The sequence below is a fragment of the Buttiauxella sp. A111 genome, assembly GCF_014189855.1.
Taxonomy (GTDB): domain Bacteria; phylum Pseudomonadota; class Gammaproteobacteria; order Enterobacterales; family Enterobacteriaceae; genus Buttiauxella; species Buttiauxella selenatireducens.
In genome coordinates this window covers 221798-241044 of record NZ_BJFN01000006.1, presented here as the reverse complement: position 1 = coordinate 241044, position 19247 = coordinate 221798, and the positions used below count along the sequence as shown (strand labels likewise).

The following is a 19247-nucleotide window of genomic DNA, read 5'->3' as shown; positions in this document are numbered from 1 at the left end:
ACAGGGATGTCCGAGCGGAGAGTGAAACGTGCAAGGTGTTCCTGAGCAGTTCCACGATAAGAAAGACAGCGCCCAATTTCGGCATTTGCCGCAGTTGCCCGGCGTTGAGCTGTATCATGCTCATATTTCGCGTTACGCTTTTGAGCCTCACACCCACGAAGCGTTTGGTATTGGGACCGTGACATGGGGTGCTGAGCGTTTTCGCTATCGTGGCGTCCAGCATGTCGCCGCTACCGACTCTTTAGTATTAATGAACCCCGACGAACTCCACACAGGAGAAGCGGCAACCGAAGACGGCTGGCAGTACCGCATGATTTACCTCGAGCCGGAAATTCTTGAGGCGGTGACGGGTTCACGCAACTGGTCGTTTAGCGAAGTGGTCAATCACGATCCGCTGCGCGCGGGGCACATTTCACACCTGATTAATGGACTATGGCGCGAGAGTGATTCGCTGGCGCAGCAAGGCCTGCTACTCAATCTCATCGAAACGTTTCAACCGTACGCACGTCATCTCCCATCTGGCTCCCCTGGTTCGCCGCATCGTTTTGAGCAAATTCGGGACTATCTTCACGATAACTATATGCATCCGGTGACACTCGAGGAACTTGCCGCTGTCGTTTCGCTGAGTCCTTACCACTTTCAACGCATGTTTAAAGCGCATTTCCACGTTACGCCGCATCAGATGTTGATGGCGATTCGCCTGTGGCGTGCAAAACAGTTTCTGACGAGCGGTATGCCTGCCGCGCAAGTGGCTGCTGCCAGCGGATTAACTGACCAGGCTCACCTTACACGCGCCTTTTCCCAGCGTTATGGCATCACACCTGTGCGTTACCAAAAACAGGTCGCCCGTTAGATACACCGCAAGCTGGTACAATATTTTTAGTCTCATCACACCTACACTCTACGCAAAGAGTTAAGTGGAAAAACAAGAAAATGTTAACTGGTGTACTGTACGCCCTGCTTGCGGGGTTGATGTGGGGGCTGATTTTTGTCGGGCCACTGATTGTTCCTGACTACCCTGCCGCGATGCAATCAACCGGACGCTACCTGGCGTTGGGATTCATTGCTCTGCCTTTGGCCTGGTTTGGACGCCAACGCCTGCGCCAGTTGTGCCGCGAGGATTGGTTCACGGCGCTTAAACTCTCCACCGTCGGTAATCTCATTTATTACGTGTGCCTGGCCAGTGCGATTCAGCGCACCGGAGCCCCGATATCCACCATGATTATCGGCACACTACCTGTTGTCATTCCGGTGTTTGCCAATCTGCTTTACAGCAAACGCGATGGAAAACTCCCGTGGCACCGCCTGGCACCTGCGCTGGTAATTATCGCGCTGGGACTGGTGATGGTGAATACCGCTGAATTGCGTAGCGGGGAGCTCGAATTTAGCTGGTGGCGTTATGTTAGTGGGATAGGGCTGGCATTTATTTCCGTGATTTGCTGGGCGTGGTATGCGCTACGAAATGCGCGTTGGTTACGTGAAAATCCGGATAAAAATCCACTGATGTGGGCGACGGCGCAAGGGCTTTCTATATTGCCGTTCTCATTCCTCGGATACATCGCGGTTTGCCTGTGGATGTCACGCACACACAGCGACTTTACCCTCCCCTTCGGGCCGCGTCCGGAGGTCTTTTTAACCCTTATGTTAGCCATTGCACTATTTTGTTCCTGGCTGGGTGCGCTTTGCTGGAATATTGCCAGCCAACGTTTGCCGACTGTTATCGTTGGCCCGCTAATCGTCTTCGAAACGCTGGCTGGACTGGCTTACACCTTTATGTTGCGCCAAAGCTGGCCACCGTTACTCACGTTGCTGGGCATTGTTTGTTTGGTGGCGGGTGTGGTGATGGCCGTGATGACAAAGCCACAGAAAAACACGCTCGCTGAGGTGGTTATAACAACGGATAAATAACGCCTTACCTCGAAATAGTCATAGCGCCGACTTAAAGATGCATTTAATATACATCTTATATTATCGACAACGAGGTATCTTCTCATGGCATTCCGCGACCAACCTTTAGGTGAACTGGCTTTAACCATCCCACGCGCTTCTGCGCTGTTCCGTAAATTGGATCTCGATTTCTGCTGCGGCGGGAAGCAAACGCTTGAGCGTGCAGCGACCCGTAAAGAGTTGGATCTGGAGGCGATTGAAGCTGAACTCGCTGCCCTTGCTGAAGAGCCTATCGAGAAAGAGTGGCGTGCCGCACCGTTGGCCGAAATCATCGACCACATCATCGTGCGCTATCACGACCGCCACCGCGAACAACTACCAGAACTGATTCTTCAGGCAACAAAAGTTGAGCGTGTACACGCAGATAAACCGAATGTGCCGAAAGGCCTGGCGAAATATCTCACTATGCTGCATCAGGAACTGAGCAGCCATATGATGAAAGAAGAACAAATCCTGTTCCCGATGATCAAGCAAGGGATGGGGACACAGGCGAATGGCCCAATTAGCGTGATGGAAAGCGAGCATGACGAAGCCGGTGAATTGCTGGACGTTATCAAACACACCACCAATAACGTGACACCACCGCCAGAAGCCTGCACCACATGGAAAGCCATGTATAACGGGATTAATGAGCTGATTGATGATTTGATGAATCACATCAGTCTTGAGAATAACGTGCTGTTTCCACGCGCGTTAGCTGGAGAATAGTCGTTATCTCCTTCTCCGGTGGGAGAAGGTTGGGATGAGGGGGAATTTAGTCTAAACAACCCTCAACCCAGCCCTCTCCCTGAGGGAGAGGGGGGTTTTCTGTTACTTACGCATTGCCGCGATGCGTTTCTTGCCGATAAACATCCAGCACACACCCAACAATACAAACCACAATGGCGTCACGATCAGCGCCTGGCGGGTATCTTGTTCCAGCGTTAGCAGCACAATCACAAACACGAAGAACGCCATACAAACCCAACACATGAACTTGCCGAGCGGCATTTTGTAGATGGATTTCTGATGCAATTCTGGACGCTGTTTGCGGTACACCAGGTACGAACACAGAATAATCGTCCAGACGAACATGAACAGAATCGCCGACACGGTAGTGATCATAGTGAAGGCGGTAATCACGTCCGGATTAACATAAAGCATCACCACGCCGCCCAGCAGGCAGATGCAGGAGAAGGTTAAACCCTTCGCCGGAACCGCATTCTTAGACAGTTTGCCAAACGCTTTTGGCGCAGCGCCATCTTGTGCCAGGCCGAACAACATACGGCTGGTCGAGAACACGCCACTGTTAGCTGAAGAAGCTGCGGAAGTCAGCACCACAAAGTTGATGATACTCGCGGCAGCAGGCAGGCCCACCAGCACGAACAATTCAACGAACGGGCTCTTATCCGCCACCACGGAACGCCACGGCGTCACCGACATAATCACGACCAGCGCGAAAACGTAGAACATGATGATACGAATCGGAATCGAGTTGATGGCGCGTGGCAGCGATTTTTCCGGGTCTTTCGTTTCGGCGGCAGTCGTCCCCACCAGCTCAACACCCACAAACGCAAACACTGCTATCTGGAAGCCCGCGAAGAAACCGCTAAGACCTTTCGGGAACCAGCCGCCATCGTTCCACAGATTGTTGAGGGAAGCTTCAACGCCAGACGGCGAATGGAAGTTCGTCAAAATCATCACCAGGCCGATAACAATCAAACCGACGATGGCGACGATTTTGATCATCGCAAACCAAAACTCCATCTCACCGAACATCTTCACGGTGGCAAGGTTCAGGCTTAACAGCACCACGATGACGGCAAGCGATGCCACCCAATCCGAAAGGCCGGGGAACCAGAATTGCGCGTAGGAGGTTATCGCCACCACGTCGGCCATACCGGTGACTACCCAGCAGAACCAGTACGTCCAGCCGGTAAAATATCCCGCCCACGGGCCAAGTAAATCCGCCGCAAAATCACTAAATGACTTGTATTCGAGATTCGATAACAGCAGCTCGCCCATCGCTCGCATCACGAAGAACAGCATGAAGCCAATGATCATGTAAACGAAGATGATGGAAGGTCCTGCGAGGCTAATCGTCTTACCCGACCCCATGAACAGGCCGGTTCCGATTGCACCACCAATGGCAATAAGCTGGATGTGACGGTTAGTTAAATTGCGCCGTAGCGACTGTTCAGCCGGAGCTTCAGCTACGTCAGCTACTTTTATCTGATCTACCATATTGTATTTTTCCTGTACCTGTCTGTGTTGTGTTCAGGCTCTTCTGGCCTTTATAAAAATTGTAGAGAAGTGATGTTGTTCCGGGGAACGCAAAGATAGTAGGTAAATATTTAGGGGATGAATACTAATAGCGAAGATTATTGTTAATTTATTGTTTGAAATGAGTGTGAAATCGCTTTCATAACGAGAAATACTTCACAAAAACACCCAGAATTAAGGCGCAAGCCAGATTAAATCACGCTAATTTTGTTAACAGACAAATAAAAACCCCGCCGCAGCGGGGTCATTTGAACGCTTACAGAATTTCCAGCAGTTCAACTTCAAAAACCAAAGTGCTGTATGGAGGAATGGACGCGCCTGCGCCACGCTCACCATAAGCCAGGTTATGAGGAATAGTCAGTTCCCACTTTGAGCCAACTGGCATCAGAGTCAGAGCTTCGATCCAACCCGCAATAACGCCGCTTACCGGGAATTCAGCAGGTTCGCCACGTTGTACGGAGCTGTCGAACACGGTGCCATCAATCAATTTACCGGTGTAATGCACGCGAACGTGATCTTTACGTGCCGGGATTGGGCCAGTGCCCTGAGTCAGAACGCGGAATTGCAGACCAGATTCGGTGCTGCTCACGCCTTCTTTGCTGCTGTTTTCTTGCAGATATTTCTGACCTTCAACAGCCATTTCTTTCTGGCGTTCCTGGCGAACGGCATCAGCGCGCTCGTGGACTTCACGCAGTGCGCGATGAACCACGTCAACTGGAACTGCCGGAGCATTCCCTTCCAGCGCATCACGCAGACCAGCGACCAGCGCTTCTGGCAGCAGACCTTGCAGACCAGATTCACTGAGTTGTTGACCTACCTGTAAACCAATACCGTAACTTGCTTGCGCTTCGACGCTGTCAAAAGAAGGGGTCGTCATGGGTTTTCCTTTCATGTGTTTAAAAGCAAGCCCGCAGCATAGCAGCGTCAATCTATCGGGTAAAATGCAAAAACGGCAAAGGTGACAAATGCAGGTGAAACAGGAACAATGGTTTGAATGAGCGCTAAATGGCGGTTGCGTGTTCGAGACAGCGACGGGTAGAACGTCACATAAACCGGGATTGTTCAATGCATCAAATAGTTAGCGTTCTATAATGGAAAGGGTAAATTACAGAGCATATTGTGTGAATATGAGGAGTGTTGCTGATGCGATTCGCTGTTAAACCTTGGCTTGCGCGGATTTGGCACGCACCCGATCACATCCGCCTGATGGACCCCCTGCCGGTTCTGCATCGCCGTGGCATTATTATTGCGGCACTGGTCGTCGTGGTTGGTTTCCTGTGGCCAACGCCTGATGAGCCACTCCGTCCAGTCACGCGTGATGCACAGCTATCTATTGAATCACAATCCCCGATACATGCCGAACTGGTAAATCCGCCGGTTAATACGGCGCCTGCCACGCCTGTCGAACCTTCACGCGTTGAAGAACAGCCGCAGGCTGATACACAAGCTCCGGTTCCTCATGCCAATAACGATATTGACCAGCAATGGCGTTCATACCGTGTTGAGTCCGGGCAAACCATGGCGCAACTCTTCCGCGATCATAATTTACCGCCAGCTGATGTTTATTCAATGGCACAGGTCGAAGGTAGCAATAAGCCGCTGAGTACGTTGCAAACCGGGCAAATGGTACAGATTCGCCAGAATGCGAATGGCGTGGTGACGGGGCTCACTATAGATATCGGAAACGATCAGCAGGTACTGTTTACACGCCAACCGGATGGCAGTTTCACGCGGGCTCGCTGATTTTTTGCTCTAAGTCATTCGAGTTGCAGCCAGGCGGCTTAAGAATGCAAAACGCCGGCACGAGGCCGGCGTTTTAACGTGTACCTTAGCGAAAATTACGCTTCAGCAACTACGTTTACAATCAGTTTAGCGAATACTTCGCTGTGAACCTGGAAGTCCACTTCGTGCTCACCAGCGGTACGCAGAACGCCGTTCGGTAAACGAACTTCGCTCTTAGCCACTTCAACGCCAGCTGCAGTTACAGCGTCAGCGATGTCGCGAGTACCGATGGAACCGAACAGTTTACCTTCGTCGCCAGCTTTAGACGCGATAGTAACAGTTTCGAGTGCGTTGATCTTCGCAGCGCGAGCTTCAGCAGCAGCCAGAACGTCAGCTAATTTAGCTTCCAGTTCTGCACGGCGTGCTTCGAAGAATTCAACGTTTTTCTTGGTAGCAGGAACAGCTTTGCCCTGTGGTACCAGGAAGTTACGAGCATAACCCGCTTTAACGTTAACCTGATCACCCAGGCTACCCAGGTTTGCTACTTTATCAAGCAGAATAACTTGCATTACCTTATCCTCTCAAAGTCGTATTAATGGACCGTGACCGATTACTGATGACGATCAGTGTACGGCAGCAGGGACAGGTAGCGAGCGCGTTTGATAGCGCGAGCCAGCTGACGCTGATATTTTGCACGGGTACCGGTGATACGGCTTGGGACAATCTTACCGCTTTCGGTGATGTAGTTTTTCAGCGTTGCGATATCTTTATAATCGATCTCTTGAACGCCTTCCGCTGTGAAACGGCAGAACTTGCGACGACGGAAATAACGTGCCATATGGCTAGTCTCCAGTATCTATCAATTCAATCTGCTCGGCATGCAATACCACTTTGTTCAGACCATTTTTTGCCTGATGGCAACTAATGAAACCGTGAACCGTGAGTACCGTGCCGACCGTTATACTTTGAGTAATGGCTGAGTGTGCGTGCCCGCTAATAATAACTGGCATACGGCACCACGCCTGCCGACCTAAACCGGCTTCCTCTTGCACAGAACGGTGCTCAAGCACGAACTGGCAATGAGGAATTCCTGACGGGCTGACCTTGCGAAGGGGCGTCTTGCACACTGTGCCAGACAACACCAGGCGGTTGGCCGTCATTGGAAATTACTCTTCAGAATCCCCAGCATCTGCATCATCAGCAGTTTCGCTAGCGAAATCATCGCGACGATCACGACGTTCGTCTTTAGCTTTAACCATTGGAGATGCTTCAGTTACCGCGTTTTTAACGCGCATAACCATGCTACGGATAACGGCGTCGTTGAAGCGGAAGTTAGTTTCCAGCTCATCGATCACTTCCTGCGGAGCTTCAACGTTCAGCAGAACGTAGTGTGCTTTGTGCAGTTTGTTGATCGGGTAAGCCAGTTGACGGCGGCCCCAGTCTTCCAGACGGTGGATCGTACCTTCTGCTGCAGTGATTGCACCAGTGTAACGTTCGATCATACCCGGAACCTGTTCGCTCTGGTCAGGATGGACCATAAAAACGATTTCGTAATGACGCATCGAATTGCTCCTTACGGATTATTCAGCCTCCTGTCAGGGTCAGCCGCGGCCCATGGAAGCAAGGAACGTGTTTATAAAGGCGGCTGAAAAATTGACGCGTAATCATACAAGCGCAGCCCAATAAACTCAAGGCCACAGAGAAATTAATTCTTTTGCATGAAGGATAAAATTCGAACAGCGTACTAACCCGGTGAAATCTATAACTTTGACGTGGATCACTTAAAATTTTTGACCAACACCATCAGAAATGGTCGCTTTTTATTCAACATTGAGGGGTTACACTTATTGTCATAGGCCGCCACTATTCATTAACAGGAGCGACGACCAAAGCTGACACATTAAGTTGTCGTGGAGCGGATTATGAAAACTATCGCTTATGCCTTTGTAGCGGCACTCTTGCTTAGCTCAAATGCAACGGCCGCGATCAAAATTGACAACCATCAGGCCAAAAATATGGATGATGTAATGAGCTTAGGTGTGATTTATATCAATCATAATTTTGCTACCGAACAAGAGGCCGAAGTCGCGATTAATGACGACGCGGATCAACACGGAGCAAAGTACTACCACACAATACTGATGAGAGAACCGGGCAGTAACGGCAATATGCGCGTTAGCGCGGACATCTATCGGTAACCGAATGCAATGAGGTAATGAAGTAACGCGTTAACACCAGGAATACCACAACGACATAGAAAGCCAACGTTTGACTTGCCCCCGTTAATCGGGGGCTTTTTTATACACGTTTTAGCGTTGACCATAGTAAGCATGAGCGCCATGTTTACGTTGAAAATGCTTATTCATCAGATAGCTATCTATAGGCTTGAGCGCAGGGTTTATTCCGCGGGCTATCCACGCCATACGCGCGACTTCTTCCATAACCACCGCGTTATGCACCGCGTCATCGACATCTTTACCCCAGGCAAAGGGGCCGTGCTGATAGACCACAATTCCTGGCGTATGCAGTGGGTTACCTTCTCCTAACGTTTCGATAATCACTTTGCCGGTATTTAGCTCATATTCGCCCTGCACTTCTTGCGCCGTTAGCGCTCGCGTGCAGGGTATATCGCCAAAAAAGTAGTCTGCGTGAGTCGTACCCAATGCGGGGATGCTCAACCCAGCTTGTGCCCATGCGGTTGCGTGTGTTGAATGGGTGTGCACAACACCACCAAGCTCAGGATATTGTTTGTAAAGTGCCAAATGGGTTGCCGTATCTGAAGAAGGCCGATATTTCCCTTCAATGACGACACCATTCATATCGACTACCACCATATCATCGGCAGACATTTGCTCATAAGCCACACCGCTTGGCTTGATGACAATACACTGCCGCTCACGGTCAATAGCGCTGACGTTACCCCACGTGAAAGTGACCAGACCATGGCGCGGAAGCGCCATATTGGCTTCAAACACCTGCTGCTTAAGCTGCTGCATGATCAACCTCCAGCAGCCCTGCGCTTGCCATACGAGCTAGTACCCAGTCACGAGCCGCAGTCACTTCAGCAATCGGGTCAGCCGCGGCTTCGCTCCACATTTCAATTAAATACGGTCCACGGTAACCACTGCGTTTTAGTGTTTCAAAACAGCGTTCAAACTCCACCACACCGCTTCCAAATGGCACATTCTTAAATACCCCTGGACGAGTATCTTTTACATGTACGGCAACGATATGCCCACTCCCTGCTTCCAACTCCATCTGCACGTCATTATCCCATGCGGATAAATTGCCAATATCTGGGTAGATCTGGAACCACGGATTATTGAGATAATGTGCATAGCCCATCGCCTTGCTGATAGAGTTCATCAGTGGATAATCCATGATCTCCATCGCCAGCGTTACTTGTGCACGACTCGCCATTTCCACAGCGGCAGTTAAACCTTCGCGAAAACGACGACGCGTTTCGTCATTGGCTTGTTGATAATAGACGTCATATCCCGCCAGTTGAATCACGCGGATACCTACATCCTGAGCAAACTCAATGGCTTTACGCATAATTTCCAGCCCATGATTTCGCACAGAATCATCTTCGCTACCCAATGGAAAACGACGGTGCGCACTCAGACACATTGAAGGAACGCGAACGCCTGTGTCCGCAACAGCCTGGACCAACGCCAGCCTCTGTTCACTGCTCCAGTCAAGACGCGCCAGGCGTTCGTCTGTTTCATCAATCGACATCTCGACAAAATCGAACGCCAGGCGAGAGGCGAGCGCCAGTTTTACCTGCCAGCAATCCCCAGCGGGGAGTGCTTTTTCATAGATGCCTAGCGGGACCTGTTTGTGCAACATAATGGTTCCTTATCCCCACAATTGGGCGATGGAACGTTTAAACTGTCGAGCAGCCTCTACAGGATCTGCCGCATCACGAATACTGCGCCCGGCAATAAACACATGAATAGGGATGCCTTTAAACAACGGCAAATCTTCGAGTGCCAGGCCGCCCGTTACAGTGACTTTGAAGCCCATATCAGAAAGGCGTTTAATAGCGGTGATATCCGCTTCACTCCAGGCGACACCCGCCGCCTGCGCATCACGGCTTCGGTGATAAACCACCTGTTCAATGCCTGCCGCGCGCCATTCTTGCGCCTGTTCCCATGTCCAGAAACCGGTTAATTCAATTTGCACATCACCTTCAAATTCGCGAGCAACTTCCAACGCGCCTTTGGTGGTGTTGATATCGGCACAACAAATTACGGTGACCCAATCTGCATTAGCTTCAAAACACATACGCGAGAGGATTTTCCCGGCATCGGCAATTTTGGCATCAGCCAGCACGATCTTATGCGGGTAAAGGGCTTTGAGATCGCGTACCGCTCGCACACCTTCGCCCACGCAAAGAATCGTACCCACTTCAATAATGTCGACTTCTTCGGCAATCAGGCGCGTTGTTTTATAAGCATCTGACATTGTCTGGTTATCCAGTGCGACCTGTAACATCGGTAAAGATTGAGACATACCAAGCTCCTTATACTGCCGCGGCCGTAGCGCGGTCGATTAAGTCCAAAACTTCCTGCTCACTACGGCAGGCACGTAAACGGTCAAAATTGTCTTCGTCTTCGAACAGATTGACGATCTGCATGATGCCCACCTCCTGATGGGTGGTGGCATCAACGGCGGCCATGGTGATAAGAATATCCACCGGGTCGTTATCTTCGTGGTTGAACACCAGCGGTGTTTTCAATGTCACCAGTGCGAAGCCCGTACTTTTCACGCCTTCTTCTGGACGGCCATGTGGCATTGCAAGCCCCGGTGCAATCACGAAATAAGGGCCAAATTGTGCGACTCCGTCGAGAATCGCCTGGTAATAACGCGGTTCAACGACGCCAGCATCCACCAGCAAATCAACGCCAATTCTTACGGCTTCCTGCCAGGTTTTCGCTTCAGCCTGCAAGCGTACAGAATGGTTTTGTGCTAGTGAGTCACGCAGTTTCATTGGCTTCCCTCACTTAATATCCTGTGGGAAATGAGCGCGAATCACGTCCATTAACTTTGGGCCAAAATCGGCGGCAGAAAGCATGTTGCGAACACCAACGACATGCTTGTTACCCGACACATTGATTTCGCCAGAAACATGAGTTGAAGCGATAATAATGTCGGCACCACTCAGCTCACTTTTGTACTCGCCAACTGCACAACTATTGACGCTATGGTCCACTCCTTCTTGCGTCAGGAACTGATCCACTTTCATTTTCATAATCATGGAACTGCCTTGCCCACAACCACAAACAGCGAGAATGCGTACGGTCATAATCTCAATTCCTTATTTAGCTGATGATTCTGTCAGTTGTTTTTCAGCATCTTCTTCCTGACGCAAAGTACGCCCGGCAAAGAACATGTAAATCAGTGCAATAACGATAACGACACCCATAAACCACAGGCCAAACGTAAGCCCTTGCATCAATGGTGGAGCTAAAATTGACCAGTCAGCCATTCCCATCCATGCGCTAAGCCCGGTAAGTTTGATAGCCCAAACGCAGCCGAAGATTTCAATCATGCCCATCACCAGACATATTTTTAGTGCCGCGCGCCAGCCGCCAAAGTGGTTTGCAAACACACCAATCGTGGCGTTAGAGAAAAACATAGGAATAAAGCCTGGGATGATCATGATGGAGGAGCCAAGAACAATCAGAATACCCACGGCAATAAGCTGACCTATCGTTCCCCAGATAAAGCCCCACACCACGGCATTCGGCGCAAAGCTGTATATCGCTGCGCAGTCGATGGCGAGTACTGCGCCGGGGATGAGCCGTTGTGAAATACCATTGAAAGCTTCTGACAGTTCCGCAACGAACATGCGGACACCTTGTACGATGATGAAAATCGCAACGGCGAACTGGAAACCGGTTTGCAGGATGTAGATGGTCCAGTGAGTTTTACCGGCCATCGCTTGCACGACATCAATCCCGAATGAGCAAAGAATGACCCCGAAGAATAGTGTCATCACAATCGCGGTAGAGACGATGTTGTCATGGAAAATATTCAGCCAGCCTGGCAGGTTGAGGTCCTCAACACTTTCCTCTTTTTTGCCGAGATACGGGGCAATTTTGTAGGCAATCCACGACGCGAATTGTTGCTGATGACCAATGGAGAATCCGCTATTTTCAGTAATAGCTTGCGTGGGTTTGAACATCATATTGGAGGTAATTCCCCAATACAGCGATACCAGAATGGCGGTACATATGATCGTCGTCCACATTGAGTAGCCGAGGATAAAGAAGAACACCGCAATCAGCCCGGCTTGCTGGAACATGATGTGCCCAGTAAGCATGATGGTACGAATCCCTGTGACTCGCCGCAGCAACACATAGCCAATATTGAGCGCCAGAGCCAGTAAAACGGCGTATCCCACCCAACTATAGGCATCACCCATTCTTTCGATGGTTGCCATCATCGATGCGTAGGTATCCGAAATTGCGCCGTTGATCCCGTAGACCTCTGACATTTTTGCCACCACGGGTTTAAAGGTGCCGGTCAAAATCCCGGAGCCCGCCTGTAGCAACATAAAACCGATAATTGTTTTGATCGTTCCTTTGATGATTACATTCGCACTTTTACGCAACAGCACGTAGCCCAGGCAAGTGACAATCCCCAGTAGTAAAGGGGCATTAGTCATTACCTGATTAAAGAAAATAGTAAAGGCGCTGTAGAGGGTCTCCATAAAGCTCTCCGTTGGGTAGTCGCTCCCTGTCCCCGGTCAGAAAACAGGCGGATGTTGTGTTCGCACTCACTCTATTCGTCAAATATAATCACAACAAGATTGAATTTGATTATTTGTGAGATGCGCCGCAAATTATTATCCATGGTTAGAATATGGCTAATAGCCATCAAAAAAATAAATGATAAATTACATAAAAATCAATTATTTGAATGATTATAGCAACAACTAATCAAACCAGTCTCAGCTGAGCAACACCTAAAAACCTGACATGACGCACATAAAAATGACTTCTCAATGATGATTTTTAATGTCAGTATCAATCATATCAAGTCAATAAATGATTATTTTTGATTAAAACCGTATTAACTGAGGAGAGATTGAATGAGCAAAGTGGCAACCATTACTCGTGAATCCTGGATACTAAACACCTTCCCGGAATGGGGTAGCTGGCTAAATGAAGAGATTGAGCAGGAAGTGGTCGCACCAGGTACCTTTGCTATGTGGTGGTTGGGCTGTACCGGTATTTGGCTGAAATCACAGGGAGAGACAAATATCTGTGTCGATTTCTGGTGCGGTACAGGTAAACAAAGCCACGGTAACCCACTGATGAAAACGGGCCATCAGATGCAACGCATGGCTGGCGTGAAGAAGTTACAGCCGAATCTGCGAACCACGCCGTTTGTACTCGATCCTTTTGCTATTCGCAGTATTGATGCGGTACTTGCCACTCATGATCACAACGATCATATCGACGTGAACGTTGCAGCGGCAGTGATGCAGAACTGTGCCTCTGATGTGCCATTTATCGGGCCGCAAACTTGCGTTGATATCTGGGTTGGCTGGGGTGTACCGCGTGAGCGCTGCATCATGGTGAAACCAGGTGATATCGTAAAAGTGAAAGATATTGAAATTCATGCACTTGACGCATTCGATCGCACCGCTCTGATCACCCTCCCTGCGGAAGAAAAAGCGGCTGGAGTGCTGCCGGATGGTATGGACGAACGGGCGGTGAACTATCTGTTTAAAACGCCGGGCGGTTCGCTGTATCACAGCGGTGACTCCCATTATTCCAATTACTACGCCAAACATGGTAACGACCATCAGATTGACGTTGCACTGGGTTCCTATGGTGAAAACCCGCGCGGCATTACAGACAAAATGACCAGCTCAGACATCCTACGCATGGCTGAATCTTTGAACACCAAAGTGGTGATCCCATTCCATCATGATATTTGGTCAAACTTCCAGGCTGATCCACAAGAGATCCGCGTGCTGTGGGAGATGAAGAAAGATCGTTTGAAATATGGCTTTAAGCCATTTATCTGGCAAGTGGGTGGCAAATTTACCTGGCCATTAGATAAAGATCAGTTTGAATACCACTATCCACGCGGGTTTGAGGACTGCTTTACGATCGAACCGGATTTACCGTTTAAATCCTTCCTTTAATGTTAAGCCGGGTAATACCCGGCTTTTTCAGTTTACTCATAGGTATTTCATCCTATTTCAAATATCATCTTTAAAAATCATCATCCATCGGAAACACGCATGACTGAAGCACAACGCCACCAGATACTGCTCGAACTGCTACAGCAAACAGGGTTTGTTACTGTCGAGCAAGTGATGGAACGTCTCGCCATTTCGCCAGCAACCGCACGGCGCGACATCAATAAATTGGATGAAAGTGGCAGGCTGAAGAAAGTCCGTAACGGTGCCGAAGCTATCAGCCAACAGCGCCCACGCTGGACTCCGATGAACATTCATCTGGCGCAAAATCATGATGAGAAAAGCCGTATTGCCAGTGCGGCTTCAGCGCTGGTAAAACCAGGAGAAAGCGTCGTTATTAACTGTGGCTCAACTGCTTTTTTGCTTGGGCAGCAAATTTGTGGGAAGCCGGTACAAATCATCACTAACTACCTGCCACTGGCAAATTATCTTATCGATCAAGAGCATGAAAGTGTTGTGATCATGGGCGGTCAATACAATAAAAGTCACTCCATCACGCTTGGTCCGCAGGACAATGAAACCTCGCTCTACGCGGGACACTGGATGTTTACCAGCGGAAAAGGGCTGACAGCAGAAGGCCTTTATAAAACAGATATGCTGACTGCCATGGCAGAACAGAAAATGTTGGGTGTGGTGGGTAAACTGGCGGTACTGGTCGACAGCACAAAGATTGGTCAGCGTGCTGGAATGCTATTTAGCCGGGCAGAACAAATTGATTTGGTCATTACCGGTAAACAAGCAAACCCTGAAGTCATCAAAAAGCTTGAAGAACAGGGTGTGCAAGTCATTCTGGTTTAGTCATAAATTTGTGTTAAAGAAGCGGCTTGTTGCCGCGAGTGCGGAGGGGGTAATACGATGCTTCACGCCCGGCTCGCGTAAACAGATCAGCTGTTTATCCAGCCCCTTCTCAATCATCGCCTGTTGTAAGCGCCATGTTTCGGCTGCCGGAACCACATCATCTTCCTCGCCGTGCCACAACATAAGTGGCCGGTTACCGAGAGTTTCCAGTTGGTGGCTAATGTCATAGCCCGCGAGTGCGTTAAGCGATTCGGGCTCTTCTACTCGAGGCGGGAACAGTGTTTTCCCAAGCGACAGGAAATATCCAGAGCCCATCAGACATGCCACACAGCGCACTTGTGGGTAACGCGCCATAATACCTAGAGCGGTCATGCCTCCCATCGAAGCGCCGCCCACGGCGACACGATGCTCATCGACAGGATAATTCTCGCAGAGTGCCTGGTGAAGTAGAGAAAACTCATCAATGTTTTGTTTGAGAATCGACCAGAATTGATAAAGGCGTGCCGTGTCATCACCATCGAAGCGGGAACCATGCTGTTCGGCATCGGGCATAATCACTCGCATGCCGGCCTGAGCGAGTGCTACAGCAAAGTAGCTGTACACCAGTTTGGATGAAGTAAAACCATGATAGAAAAAAACCACCGGCAGCGTGTTCTCTTTTTTCCCGGCAGGTACCGCATGCAGAACTTCGATACCGCCTAACTGTTCAGTGTACATTTCTATCATTGGAATCGCTCCGTATCATTGTGCGCATTCCTTTGTAAGCCAGCATTCACTACATGGCAAGCCAAAGGCTTACAGAGATTATTATTCACTATGCGATCTGCTTAGCGATTTTCATTCGAAAGTGATTAAAAAGCGCGGGGAAGCTAACAGAATGGGAACATTCCCTCTTCCCAGAAAAAAACCGGGGCTACAATATGGCTATTAAGAGACGAGAAACGATCATGCGACTGCTATCTGCTTTGCTACTTGCGACAGCACTCAGTGCTTGTAGCGTGTTACAGGGTACACCACAACCCGCACCACCGGTAACCGGAACTCCCCAGGAAATTCAGCGTTCGCAAACGCAGGGATTAACCAAAATAGGGACAGTATCAGCACTCGAACGCGGCTCTCCAATGGACTCAGAGCGGGTGATAAAAGAGAAAGCTGCTGCTGCGAAAGCGGATTACTACCAAATCGTGTTAAACGATGAGACGGTGATTCCAGGCCAATGGTATGCCCAGGCAATTTTGTTCCGCAAGTAATGTAGCGCTGTGTTTACTTTATTAAGATTTACATAGCTTTGCGCCAACTGATCGTTTGTTATGCACAATGAGCTTCAGCCACTGGACAGGCCAGGAGTTCACCTAACGCGAAGGAATGCCCTACTGATTTAGGGTAAGTATTAAAGGAGCTCACTATGAAACGATCGCTTGCCTTAACGTCATTACTGCTGTCCGTGGGGCTAATCACAACGTCGGCGCAATCGGCAGAGGATGTTGCCGCAGATTGTGTGACGGGCTTGAACGAAATCGGCATGATTTCAGTTAATGGTATCGCCGGTACCGTACAAGATGTGGAAAAAGTCATTGCCTTAAAAGCTGATGAGCATGGTGCGTCGTACTATCGCATCGTTAAAATGCAGGAAAACCAGCTTGCCGAAGGTTGGCGTGTACAAGCCATTATTTATGCGTAAATAAGCCAGCGACCATTTAATTCAACTGTATGGCGCTGGCTTTTATATTTCTATCCTGTTCGCCCCGTCGCTCGCAACAGCACATCAGTCAATACTTGATTCGGTAATACACTTTCCCCTCGCGAATCCAGCATCATACGACACCATGCCTCGCCCAACGGTGGAGAGAGATGTTGTAATACTTGCGCACCAGTTGCCAGTAGTGCCAGCAGCCGTGTGAGTTCCCTGCCCCACTCCTCTTGTGGTTTATGCAAACGTTGTTGCAATTGCCGCCAACTACGATCGAAATGCCGGTTTTGCCCCTTCACCTCATCAAATTCAGCGTGCAACATTTCCATCGAACCCGGTTGTTTGGCCAGAACACGCAATACATCCAGGCTCATGATATTACCGGAGCCTTCCCAAATACTGTTCACCGGCATTTCTCTATAGATACGTGGCAGTTCGCTGTCTTCGCAATAACCGATACCCCCGAGAACTTCCATCGCCTCCGCAACAAACGGGATACCCGATTTACAGACGCTGAACTTGGCGGCTGGGGTAAAGAGTCGGCTATATGCCAATTCATGCGGGTTACCGGGTGATTCCCAGGCGCGCGCCAGACGGAACAGAAACGCCGTTTGGCCTTCAAGTTGTAAAGCCATACGCCCAAGCACCTGGCGCATAATGGGCAAGTCGATCAGCGTTTTGCCGAATGCTTGTCGTTGATGTGCGTGATACAACGCAACCGAAAGTGCACGACGCATCAGGCCATGACTGCCCAACGCGCAATCAAAGCGCGTATAACCGCCCATTTGCAGAATCGAGCGAATCCCCTCGCCTTCTTCGCCGATAAGCCATGCTGTTGCATCGAAAAATTCAGCTTCACTGCTGGCATTTGAGCGATTACCGAGTTTATCTTTCAGGCGCTCAAAGCGAACCTGATTGCGTTGCCCATCGGGTAAAAATCGCGGCAGGAAAAAGCAGGATAGTCCGCCTTTCGCCTGAGCAAGTACCAAATGCGCGTCGCTTTGCGGAACGGAGAAAAACCATTTATGACCTACCAGGCGATACATTTCACCTGCGCCACGTTTGTCGATAGCTTCCGCTCGCGTGGTGTTGCTGAGTACATCCGAGCCACCCTGTTTTTCGGTCATGCCCATGCCAATCAGCAGGCCACGTTTTTGGGAGCCAGCAGAGAGATGCGCATCATACCGATCGCTAAGTAACGGTTTCAGCCACGACTGAAACTCCTTAGGAAGATGCTTTTGCAACAATGGGATCGCACCAAAAGTCATGGTTATCGGACATAACGTGCCTGCTTCCACCTGTGCGTGCTGAACAAAACGCGCGGCACGGGCAACGAATGAACCCTGGCGAGCATCTTCCTGCCACGGCAAATTGTGTACTCGATTGGCACACAATCCCTGCATCAGCAGATGCCAGGCCGGATAAAAACGTACATCATCGAGTCGTTCGCCGCTGGCGTCGTAACGCAGTAATTCGGGAGGATTGGTGTTTGCCAACCGCCCGAGCTCCAGTGATTCAGCCGAGCCCAGTTGCTGACCAATACTCGCCAGAAGCTCAGCATCCCAACTCGCACCTTCACGGGCAACAGCTTCAGTTAACGAGATATCAGAAAGAAAAAGATTACTGTTATTGAGGGGTATTGGTTGGTTAAAAACGGTATGAGTTTGCCAGCGCATCGTGTTCCCTCCATTTATGGCAATGCCATTAGTATGGACGGTGACAGCAGTTATGCATGGAGGAGGATCACAAAGCGGGGTGCGAGCGCACCCCACTGGGAATTAACTGCGTTGACGCACAGCTTCGAACAGGCAAATACCCGTCGCAACAGAGACGTTCAATGAAGAAACCGTCCCGGCCATTGGGATGCTTATCAGCTCATCACAATGCTCACGCGTCAGGCGACGCATGCCTTCACCTTCAGCGCCCATCACCAGTGCCATTGGGCCAGTCATTTTGCTCTGGAATAAAGTGTGGTCAGCTTCACCCGCTGTACCGACGATCCAGACGTTCGATTCCTGCAATAAACGCATAGTCCGAGCCAGGTTGGTCACACTGATAAGCGGAACGTGCTCTGCGGCACCGCAGGCCACTTTCTTGGCAGTCGCGTTCAACTGGGCAGATCTATCCTTCGGAACGATAACCGCATGCACGCCAGCGGCATCTGCGCTACGCAGGCAGGCACCGAGGTTGTGGGGATCGGTAACGCCATCCAGAATGAGCAGGAACGGGGTATCGATACTGGCAAGCAGGTCCGGAATATCATTTTCCTGATACTGACGACCCGGTTTCACACGAGCAATAATGCCCTGGTGCACCGCGCCTTCAGATTTTTCATCCAGCCATTGGCGGTTTGCCATTTGCACTGGCACACCCTGAGCTTCCAGCGCATGAATTAAAGGCATCAGACGTTTGTCTTCGCGGCCTTTAAGAATAAAGACTTCCCGAAAACGCTGGGGGGCGTTATCAAGTAGCGCCTGGACGGCGTGGATGCCGTAAATCATTTCACTCATTGATGTCACTCGTTTCAGCCGCTGATGCGACTGTGTTTAATGCTGATATGGTTGCCCTCACCCCAGCCCTCTCCCGCAGGAGAGGGAGAAAACAGAT

General features: G+C 50.0%; 24 protein-coding genes. 9 read left to right on the top strand and 15 right to left on the bottom strand.

Annotated features, from left to right (window positions below):
* Positions 1–28: 28 nt before the first annotated feature.
* The 3 genes from BSPA111_RS18275 (at position 29) to ytfE (ending at position 2655) form a co-directional block, all read left to right on the top strand.
* Positions 29–853, top strand: a complete 825-nt coding sequence (locus BSPA111_RS18275; protein WP_183272565.1) for an AraC family transcriptional regulator — start codon at positions 29–31, stop codon at positions 851–853.
* Between the two features lie 80 nt (positions 854–933).
* On the top strand, positions 934–1908 hold the full coding sequence (locus BSPA111_RS18270; protein ID WP_183272564.1) for a DMT family transporter: 975 nt from the start codon (positions 934–936) through the stop codon (positions 1906–1908).
* An 84-nt stretch (positions 1909–1992) separates the two neighbouring features.
* Positions 1993–2655: an iron-sulfur cluster repair protein YtfE gene (ytfE, locus tag BSPA111_RS18265; protein ID WP_183272563.1), complete on the top strand. Its 663-nt coding sequence runs from the start codon at positions 1993–1995 to the stop codon at positions 2653–2655.
* 102 nt (positions 2656–2757) lie between these two features.
* Here ytfE and cycA read toward each other — a convergent pair whose 3' ends face one another.
* Complete coding sequence (gene cycA, locus BSPA111_RS18260) at positions 2758–4170, bottom strand: D-serine/D-alanine/glycine transporter (protein ID WP_183272562.1); 1413 nt, start codon at positions 4168–4170, stop codon at positions 2758–2760.
* Between the two features lie 295 nt (positions 4171–4465).
* Entirely contained in the window at positions 4466–5086 is a 621-nt protein-coding gene (gene fklB / locus BSPA111_RS18255) for an FKBP-type peptidyl-prolyl cis-trans isomerase (protein ID WP_183272561.1), read from the bottom strand.
* 260 nt (positions 5087–5346) lie between these two features.
* Here fklB and BSPA111_RS18250 point away from each other — a divergent pair, with 260 nt between their 5' ends.
* Entirely contained in the window at positions 5347–5952 is a 606-nt protein-coding gene (locus tag BSPA111_RS18250; RefSeq protein WP_183272560.1) for an OapA family protein, read from the top strand.
* A 95-nt stretch (positions 5953–6047) separates the two neighbouring features.
* Here the strand turns inward: BSPA111_RS18250 and rplI are convergent, their stop codons facing one another.
* From rplI to rpsF, 4 genes are read right to left on the bottom strand one after another with little or no spacing between them, the layout of a single operon-like run.
* Entirely contained in the window at positions 6048–6500 is a 453-nt protein-coding gene (rplI, locus tag BSPA111_RS18245) for a 50S ribosomal protein L9 (protein ID WP_064515713.1), read from the bottom strand.
* Positions 6501–6541: 41 nt separating this feature from the next.
* Complete coding sequence (rpsR, locus tag BSPA111_RS18240) at positions 6542–6769, bottom strand: 30S ribosomal protein S18 (protein WP_000135199.1); 228 nt, start codon at positions 6767–6769, stop codon at positions 6542–6544.
* A gap of 4 nt (positions 6770–6773) precedes the next feature.
* Positions 6774–7091, bottom strand: coding sequence for a primosomal replication protein N (gene priB, locus BSPA111_RS18235; protein ID WP_183272559.1), 318 nt, complete (start codon positions 7089–7091; stop codon positions 6774–6776).
* Positions 7092–7097: 6 nt separating this feature from the next.
* The gene (rpsF, locus tag BSPA111_RS18230; protein ID WP_183272558.1) at positions 7098–7493 is read right to left on the bottom strand and encodes a 30S ribosomal protein S6; all 396 of its coding nucleotides are present in this window, start codon (positions 7491–7493) and stop codon (positions 7098–7100) included.
* 360 nt (positions 7494–7853) lie between these two features.
* On the opposite strand from rpsF, the gene yjfY reads away from it, so the two are divergent.
* Positions 7854–8129: a DUF1471 family protein YjfY gene (gene yjfY / locus BSPA111_RS18225; RefSeq protein WP_183272557.1), complete on the top strand. Its 276-nt coding sequence runs from the start codon at positions 7854–7856 to the stop codon at positions 8127–8129.
* A gap of 111 nt (positions 8130–8240) precedes the next feature.
* Here the strand turns inward: yjfY and BSPA111_RS18220 are convergent, their stop codons facing one another.
* Genes BSPA111_RS18220 through ulaA form a run of 6 tightly spaced genes read right to left on the bottom strand, consistent with a single transcriptional unit; the run spans position 8241 to position 12649 of the window.
* Positions 8241–8927, bottom strand: a complete 687-nt coding sequence (locus BSPA111_RS18220; protein WP_183272556.1) for an L-ribulose-5-phosphate 4-epimerase — start codon at positions 8925–8927, stop codon at positions 8241–8243.
* Positions 8914–9780, bottom strand: a complete 867-nt coding sequence (locus BSPA111_RS18215) for an L-ribulose-5-phosphate 3-epimerase (RefSeq protein ID WP_183272555.1) — start codon at positions 9778–9780, stop codon at positions 8914–8916. The genes BSPA111_RS18220 and BSPA111_RS18215 overlap by 14 nt, the downstream gene beginning before the upstream one ends.
* A gap of 9 nt (positions 9781–9789) precedes the next feature.
* On the bottom strand, positions 9790–10446 hold the full coding sequence (locus BSPA111_RS18210; RefSeq protein ID WP_183272554.1) for a 3-keto-L-gulonate-6-phosphate decarboxylase UlaD: 657 nt from the start codon (positions 10444–10446) through the stop codon (positions 9790–9792).
* A 10-nt stretch (positions 10447–10456) separates the two neighbouring features.
* The gene (ulaC, locus tag BSPA111_RS18205; RefSeq protein ID WP_183272553.1) at positions 10457–10924 is read right to left on the bottom strand and encodes a PTS ascorbate transporter subunit IIA; all 468 of its coding nucleotides are present in this window, start codon (positions 10922–10924) and stop codon (positions 10457–10459) included.
* 9 nt (positions 10925–10933) lie between these two features.
* Complete coding sequence (ulaB, locus tag BSPA111_RS18200; RefSeq protein ID WP_183272552.1) at positions 10934–11239, bottom strand: PTS ascorbate transporter subunit IIB; 306 nt, start codon at positions 11237–11239, stop codon at positions 10934–10936.
* Positions 11240–11251: 12 nt separating this feature from the next.
* Positions 11252–12649 (bottom strand): PTS ascorbate transporter subunit IIC, encoded by a 1398-nt coding sequence (gene ulaA, locus BSPA111_RS18195; RefSeq protein WP_183272551.1) that lies wholly within the window; start codon positions 12647–12649, stop codon positions 11252–11254.
* 381 nt (positions 12650–13030) lie between these two features.
* Here ulaA and ulaG point away from each other — a divergent pair, with 381 nt between their 5' ends.
* Positions 13031–14095 carry an L-ascorbate 6-phosphate lactonase gene (gene ulaG, locus BSPA111_RS18190; protein ID WP_183272550.1) on the top strand — a complete coding sequence of 355 codons (1065 nt, stop codon included), beginning with the start codon at positions 13031–13033 and terminating at the stop codon, positions 14093–14095.
* Between the two features lie 99 nt (positions 14096–14194).
* A complete protein-coding gene (ulaR, locus tag BSPA111_RS18185; RefSeq protein WP_183272549.1) occupies positions 14195–14950 on the top strand; it encodes an HTH-type transcriptional regulator UlaR in 756 nt (251 codons plus the stop codon).
* On the opposite strand, the gene yjfP is transcribed toward ulaR, so the two are convergent.
* Positions 14951–15676 carry an esterase gene (gene yjfP, locus BSPA111_RS18180; RefSeq protein WP_183272548.1) on the bottom strand — a complete coding sequence of 242 codons (726 nt, stop codon included), beginning with the start codon at positions 15674–15676 and terminating at the stop codon, positions 14951–14953.
* A 194-nt stretch (positions 15677–15870) separates the two neighbouring features.
* Between yjfP and bsmA the strand changes: the two genes are divergently transcribed.
* On the top strand, positions 15871–16200 hold the full coding sequence (gene bsmA / locus BSPA111_RS18175) for a biofilm peroxide resistance protein BsmA (RefSeq protein WP_183272547.1): 330 nt from the start codon (positions 15871–15873) through the stop codon (positions 16198–16200).
* Between the two features lie 155 nt (positions 16201–16355).
* Positions 16356–16631, top strand: a complete 276-nt coding sequence (locus tag BSPA111_RS18170; RefSeq protein ID WP_064540730.1) for a DUF1471 domain-containing protein — start codon at positions 16356–16358, stop codon at positions 16629–16631.
* Between the two features lie 50 nt (positions 16632–16681).
* Here BSPA111_RS18170 and BSPA111_RS18165 read toward each other — a convergent pair whose 3' ends face one another.
* Both BSPA111_RS18165 and rlmB read right to left on the bottom strand, forming a co-directional pair.
* The gene (locus BSPA111_RS18165; RefSeq protein WP_183272546.1) at positions 16682–18316 is read right to left on the bottom strand and encodes an isovaleryl-CoA dehydrogenase; all 1635 of its coding nucleotides are present in this window, start codon (positions 18314–18316) and stop codon (positions 16682–16684) included.
* Between the two features lie 102 nt (positions 18317–18418).
* Complete coding sequence (gene rlmB, locus BSPA111_RS18160) at positions 18419–19150, bottom strand: 23S rRNA (guanosine(2251)-2'-O)-methyltransferase RlmB (protein WP_034492799.1); 732 nt, start codon at positions 19148–19150, stop codon at positions 18419–18421.
* Positions 19151–19247: the final 97 nt, after the last annotated feature.

Coding starts and splice junctions, on each gene's coding strand:
- BSPA111_RS18270 (WP_183272564.1), top strand. CDS start 934: ATGTTAACTGGTGTACTGTACGCCCTGCTTGCGGGGTTGATGTGGGGG.
- ytfE (WP_183272563.1), top strand. CDS start 1,993: ATGGCATTCCGCGACCAACCTTTAGGTGAACTGGCTTTAACCATCCCA.
- cycA (WP_183272562.1), bottom strand. CDS start 4,170: ATGGTAGATCAGATAAAAGTAGCTGACGTAGCTGAAGCTCCGGCTGAA.
- fklB (WP_183272561.1), bottom strand. CDS start 5,086: ATGACGACCCCTTCTTTTGACAGCGTCGAAGCGCAAGCAAGTTACGGT.
- rplI (WP_064515713.1), bottom strand. CDS start 6,500: ATGCAAGTTATTCTGCTTGATAAAGTAGCAAACCTGGGTAGCCTGGGT.
- rpsR (WP_000135199.1), bottom strand. CDS start 6,769: ATGGCACGTTATTTCCGTCGTCGCAAGTTCTGCCGTTTCACAGCGGAA.
- priB (WP_183272559.1), bottom strand. CDS start 7,091: ATGACGGCCAACCGCCTGGTGTTGTCTGGCACAGTGTGCAAGACGCCC.
- rpsF (WP_183272558.1), bottom strand. CDS start 7,493: ATGCGTCATTACGAAATCGTTTTTATGGTCCATCCTGACCAGAGCGAA.
- yjfY (WP_183272557.1), top strand. CDS start 7,854: ATGAAAACTATCGCTTATGCCTTTGTAGCGGCACTCTTGCTTAGCTCA.
- BSPA111_RS18220 (WP_183272556.1), bottom strand. CDS start 8,927: ATGCAGCAGCTTAAGCAGCAGGTGTTTGAAGCCAATATGGCGCTTCCG.
- BSPA111_RS18215 (WP_183272555.1), bottom strand. CDS start 9,780: ATGTTGCACAAACAGGTCCCGCTAGGCATCTATGAAAAAGCACTCCCC.
- BSPA111_RS18210 (WP_183272554.1), bottom strand. CDS start 10,446: ATGTCTCAATCTTTACCGATGTTACAGGTCGCACTGGATAACCAGACA.
- ulaC (WP_183272553.1), bottom strand. CDS start 10,924: ATGAAACTGCGTGACTCACTAGCACAAAACCATTCTGTACGCTTGCAG.
- ulaB (WP_183272552.1), bottom strand. CDS start 11,239: ATGACCGTACGCATTCTCGCTGTTTGTGGTTGTGGGCAAGGCAGTTCC.
- ulaA (WP_183272551.1), bottom strand. CDS start 12,649: ATGGAGACCCTCTACAGCGCCTTTACTATTTTCTTTAATCAGGTAATG.
- ulaG (WP_183272550.1), top strand. CDS start 13,031: ATGAGCAAAGTGGCAACCATTACTCGTGAATCCTGGATACTAAACACC.
- ulaR (WP_183272549.1), top strand. CDS start 14,195: ATGACTGAAGCACAACGCCACCAGATACTGCTCGAACTGCTACAGCAA.
- yjfP (WP_183272548.1), bottom strand. CDS start 15,676: ATGATAGAAATGTACACTGAACAGTTAGGCGGTATCGAAGTTCTGCAT.
- bsmA (WP_183272547.1), top strand. CDS start 15,871: ATGGCTATTAAGAGACGAGAAACGATCATGCGACTGCTATCTGCTTTG.
- BSPA111_RS18170 (WP_064540730.1), top strand. CDS start 16,356: ATGAAACGATCGCTTGCCTTAACGTCATTACTGCTGTCCGTGGGGCTA.
- BSPA111_RS18165 (WP_183272546.1), bottom strand. CDS start 18,316: ATGCGCTGGCAAACTCATACCGTTTTTAACCAACCAATACCCCTCAAT.
- rlmB (WP_034492799.1), bottom strand. CDS start 19,150: ATGAGTGAAATGATTTACGGCATCCACGCCGTCCAGGCGCTACTTGAT.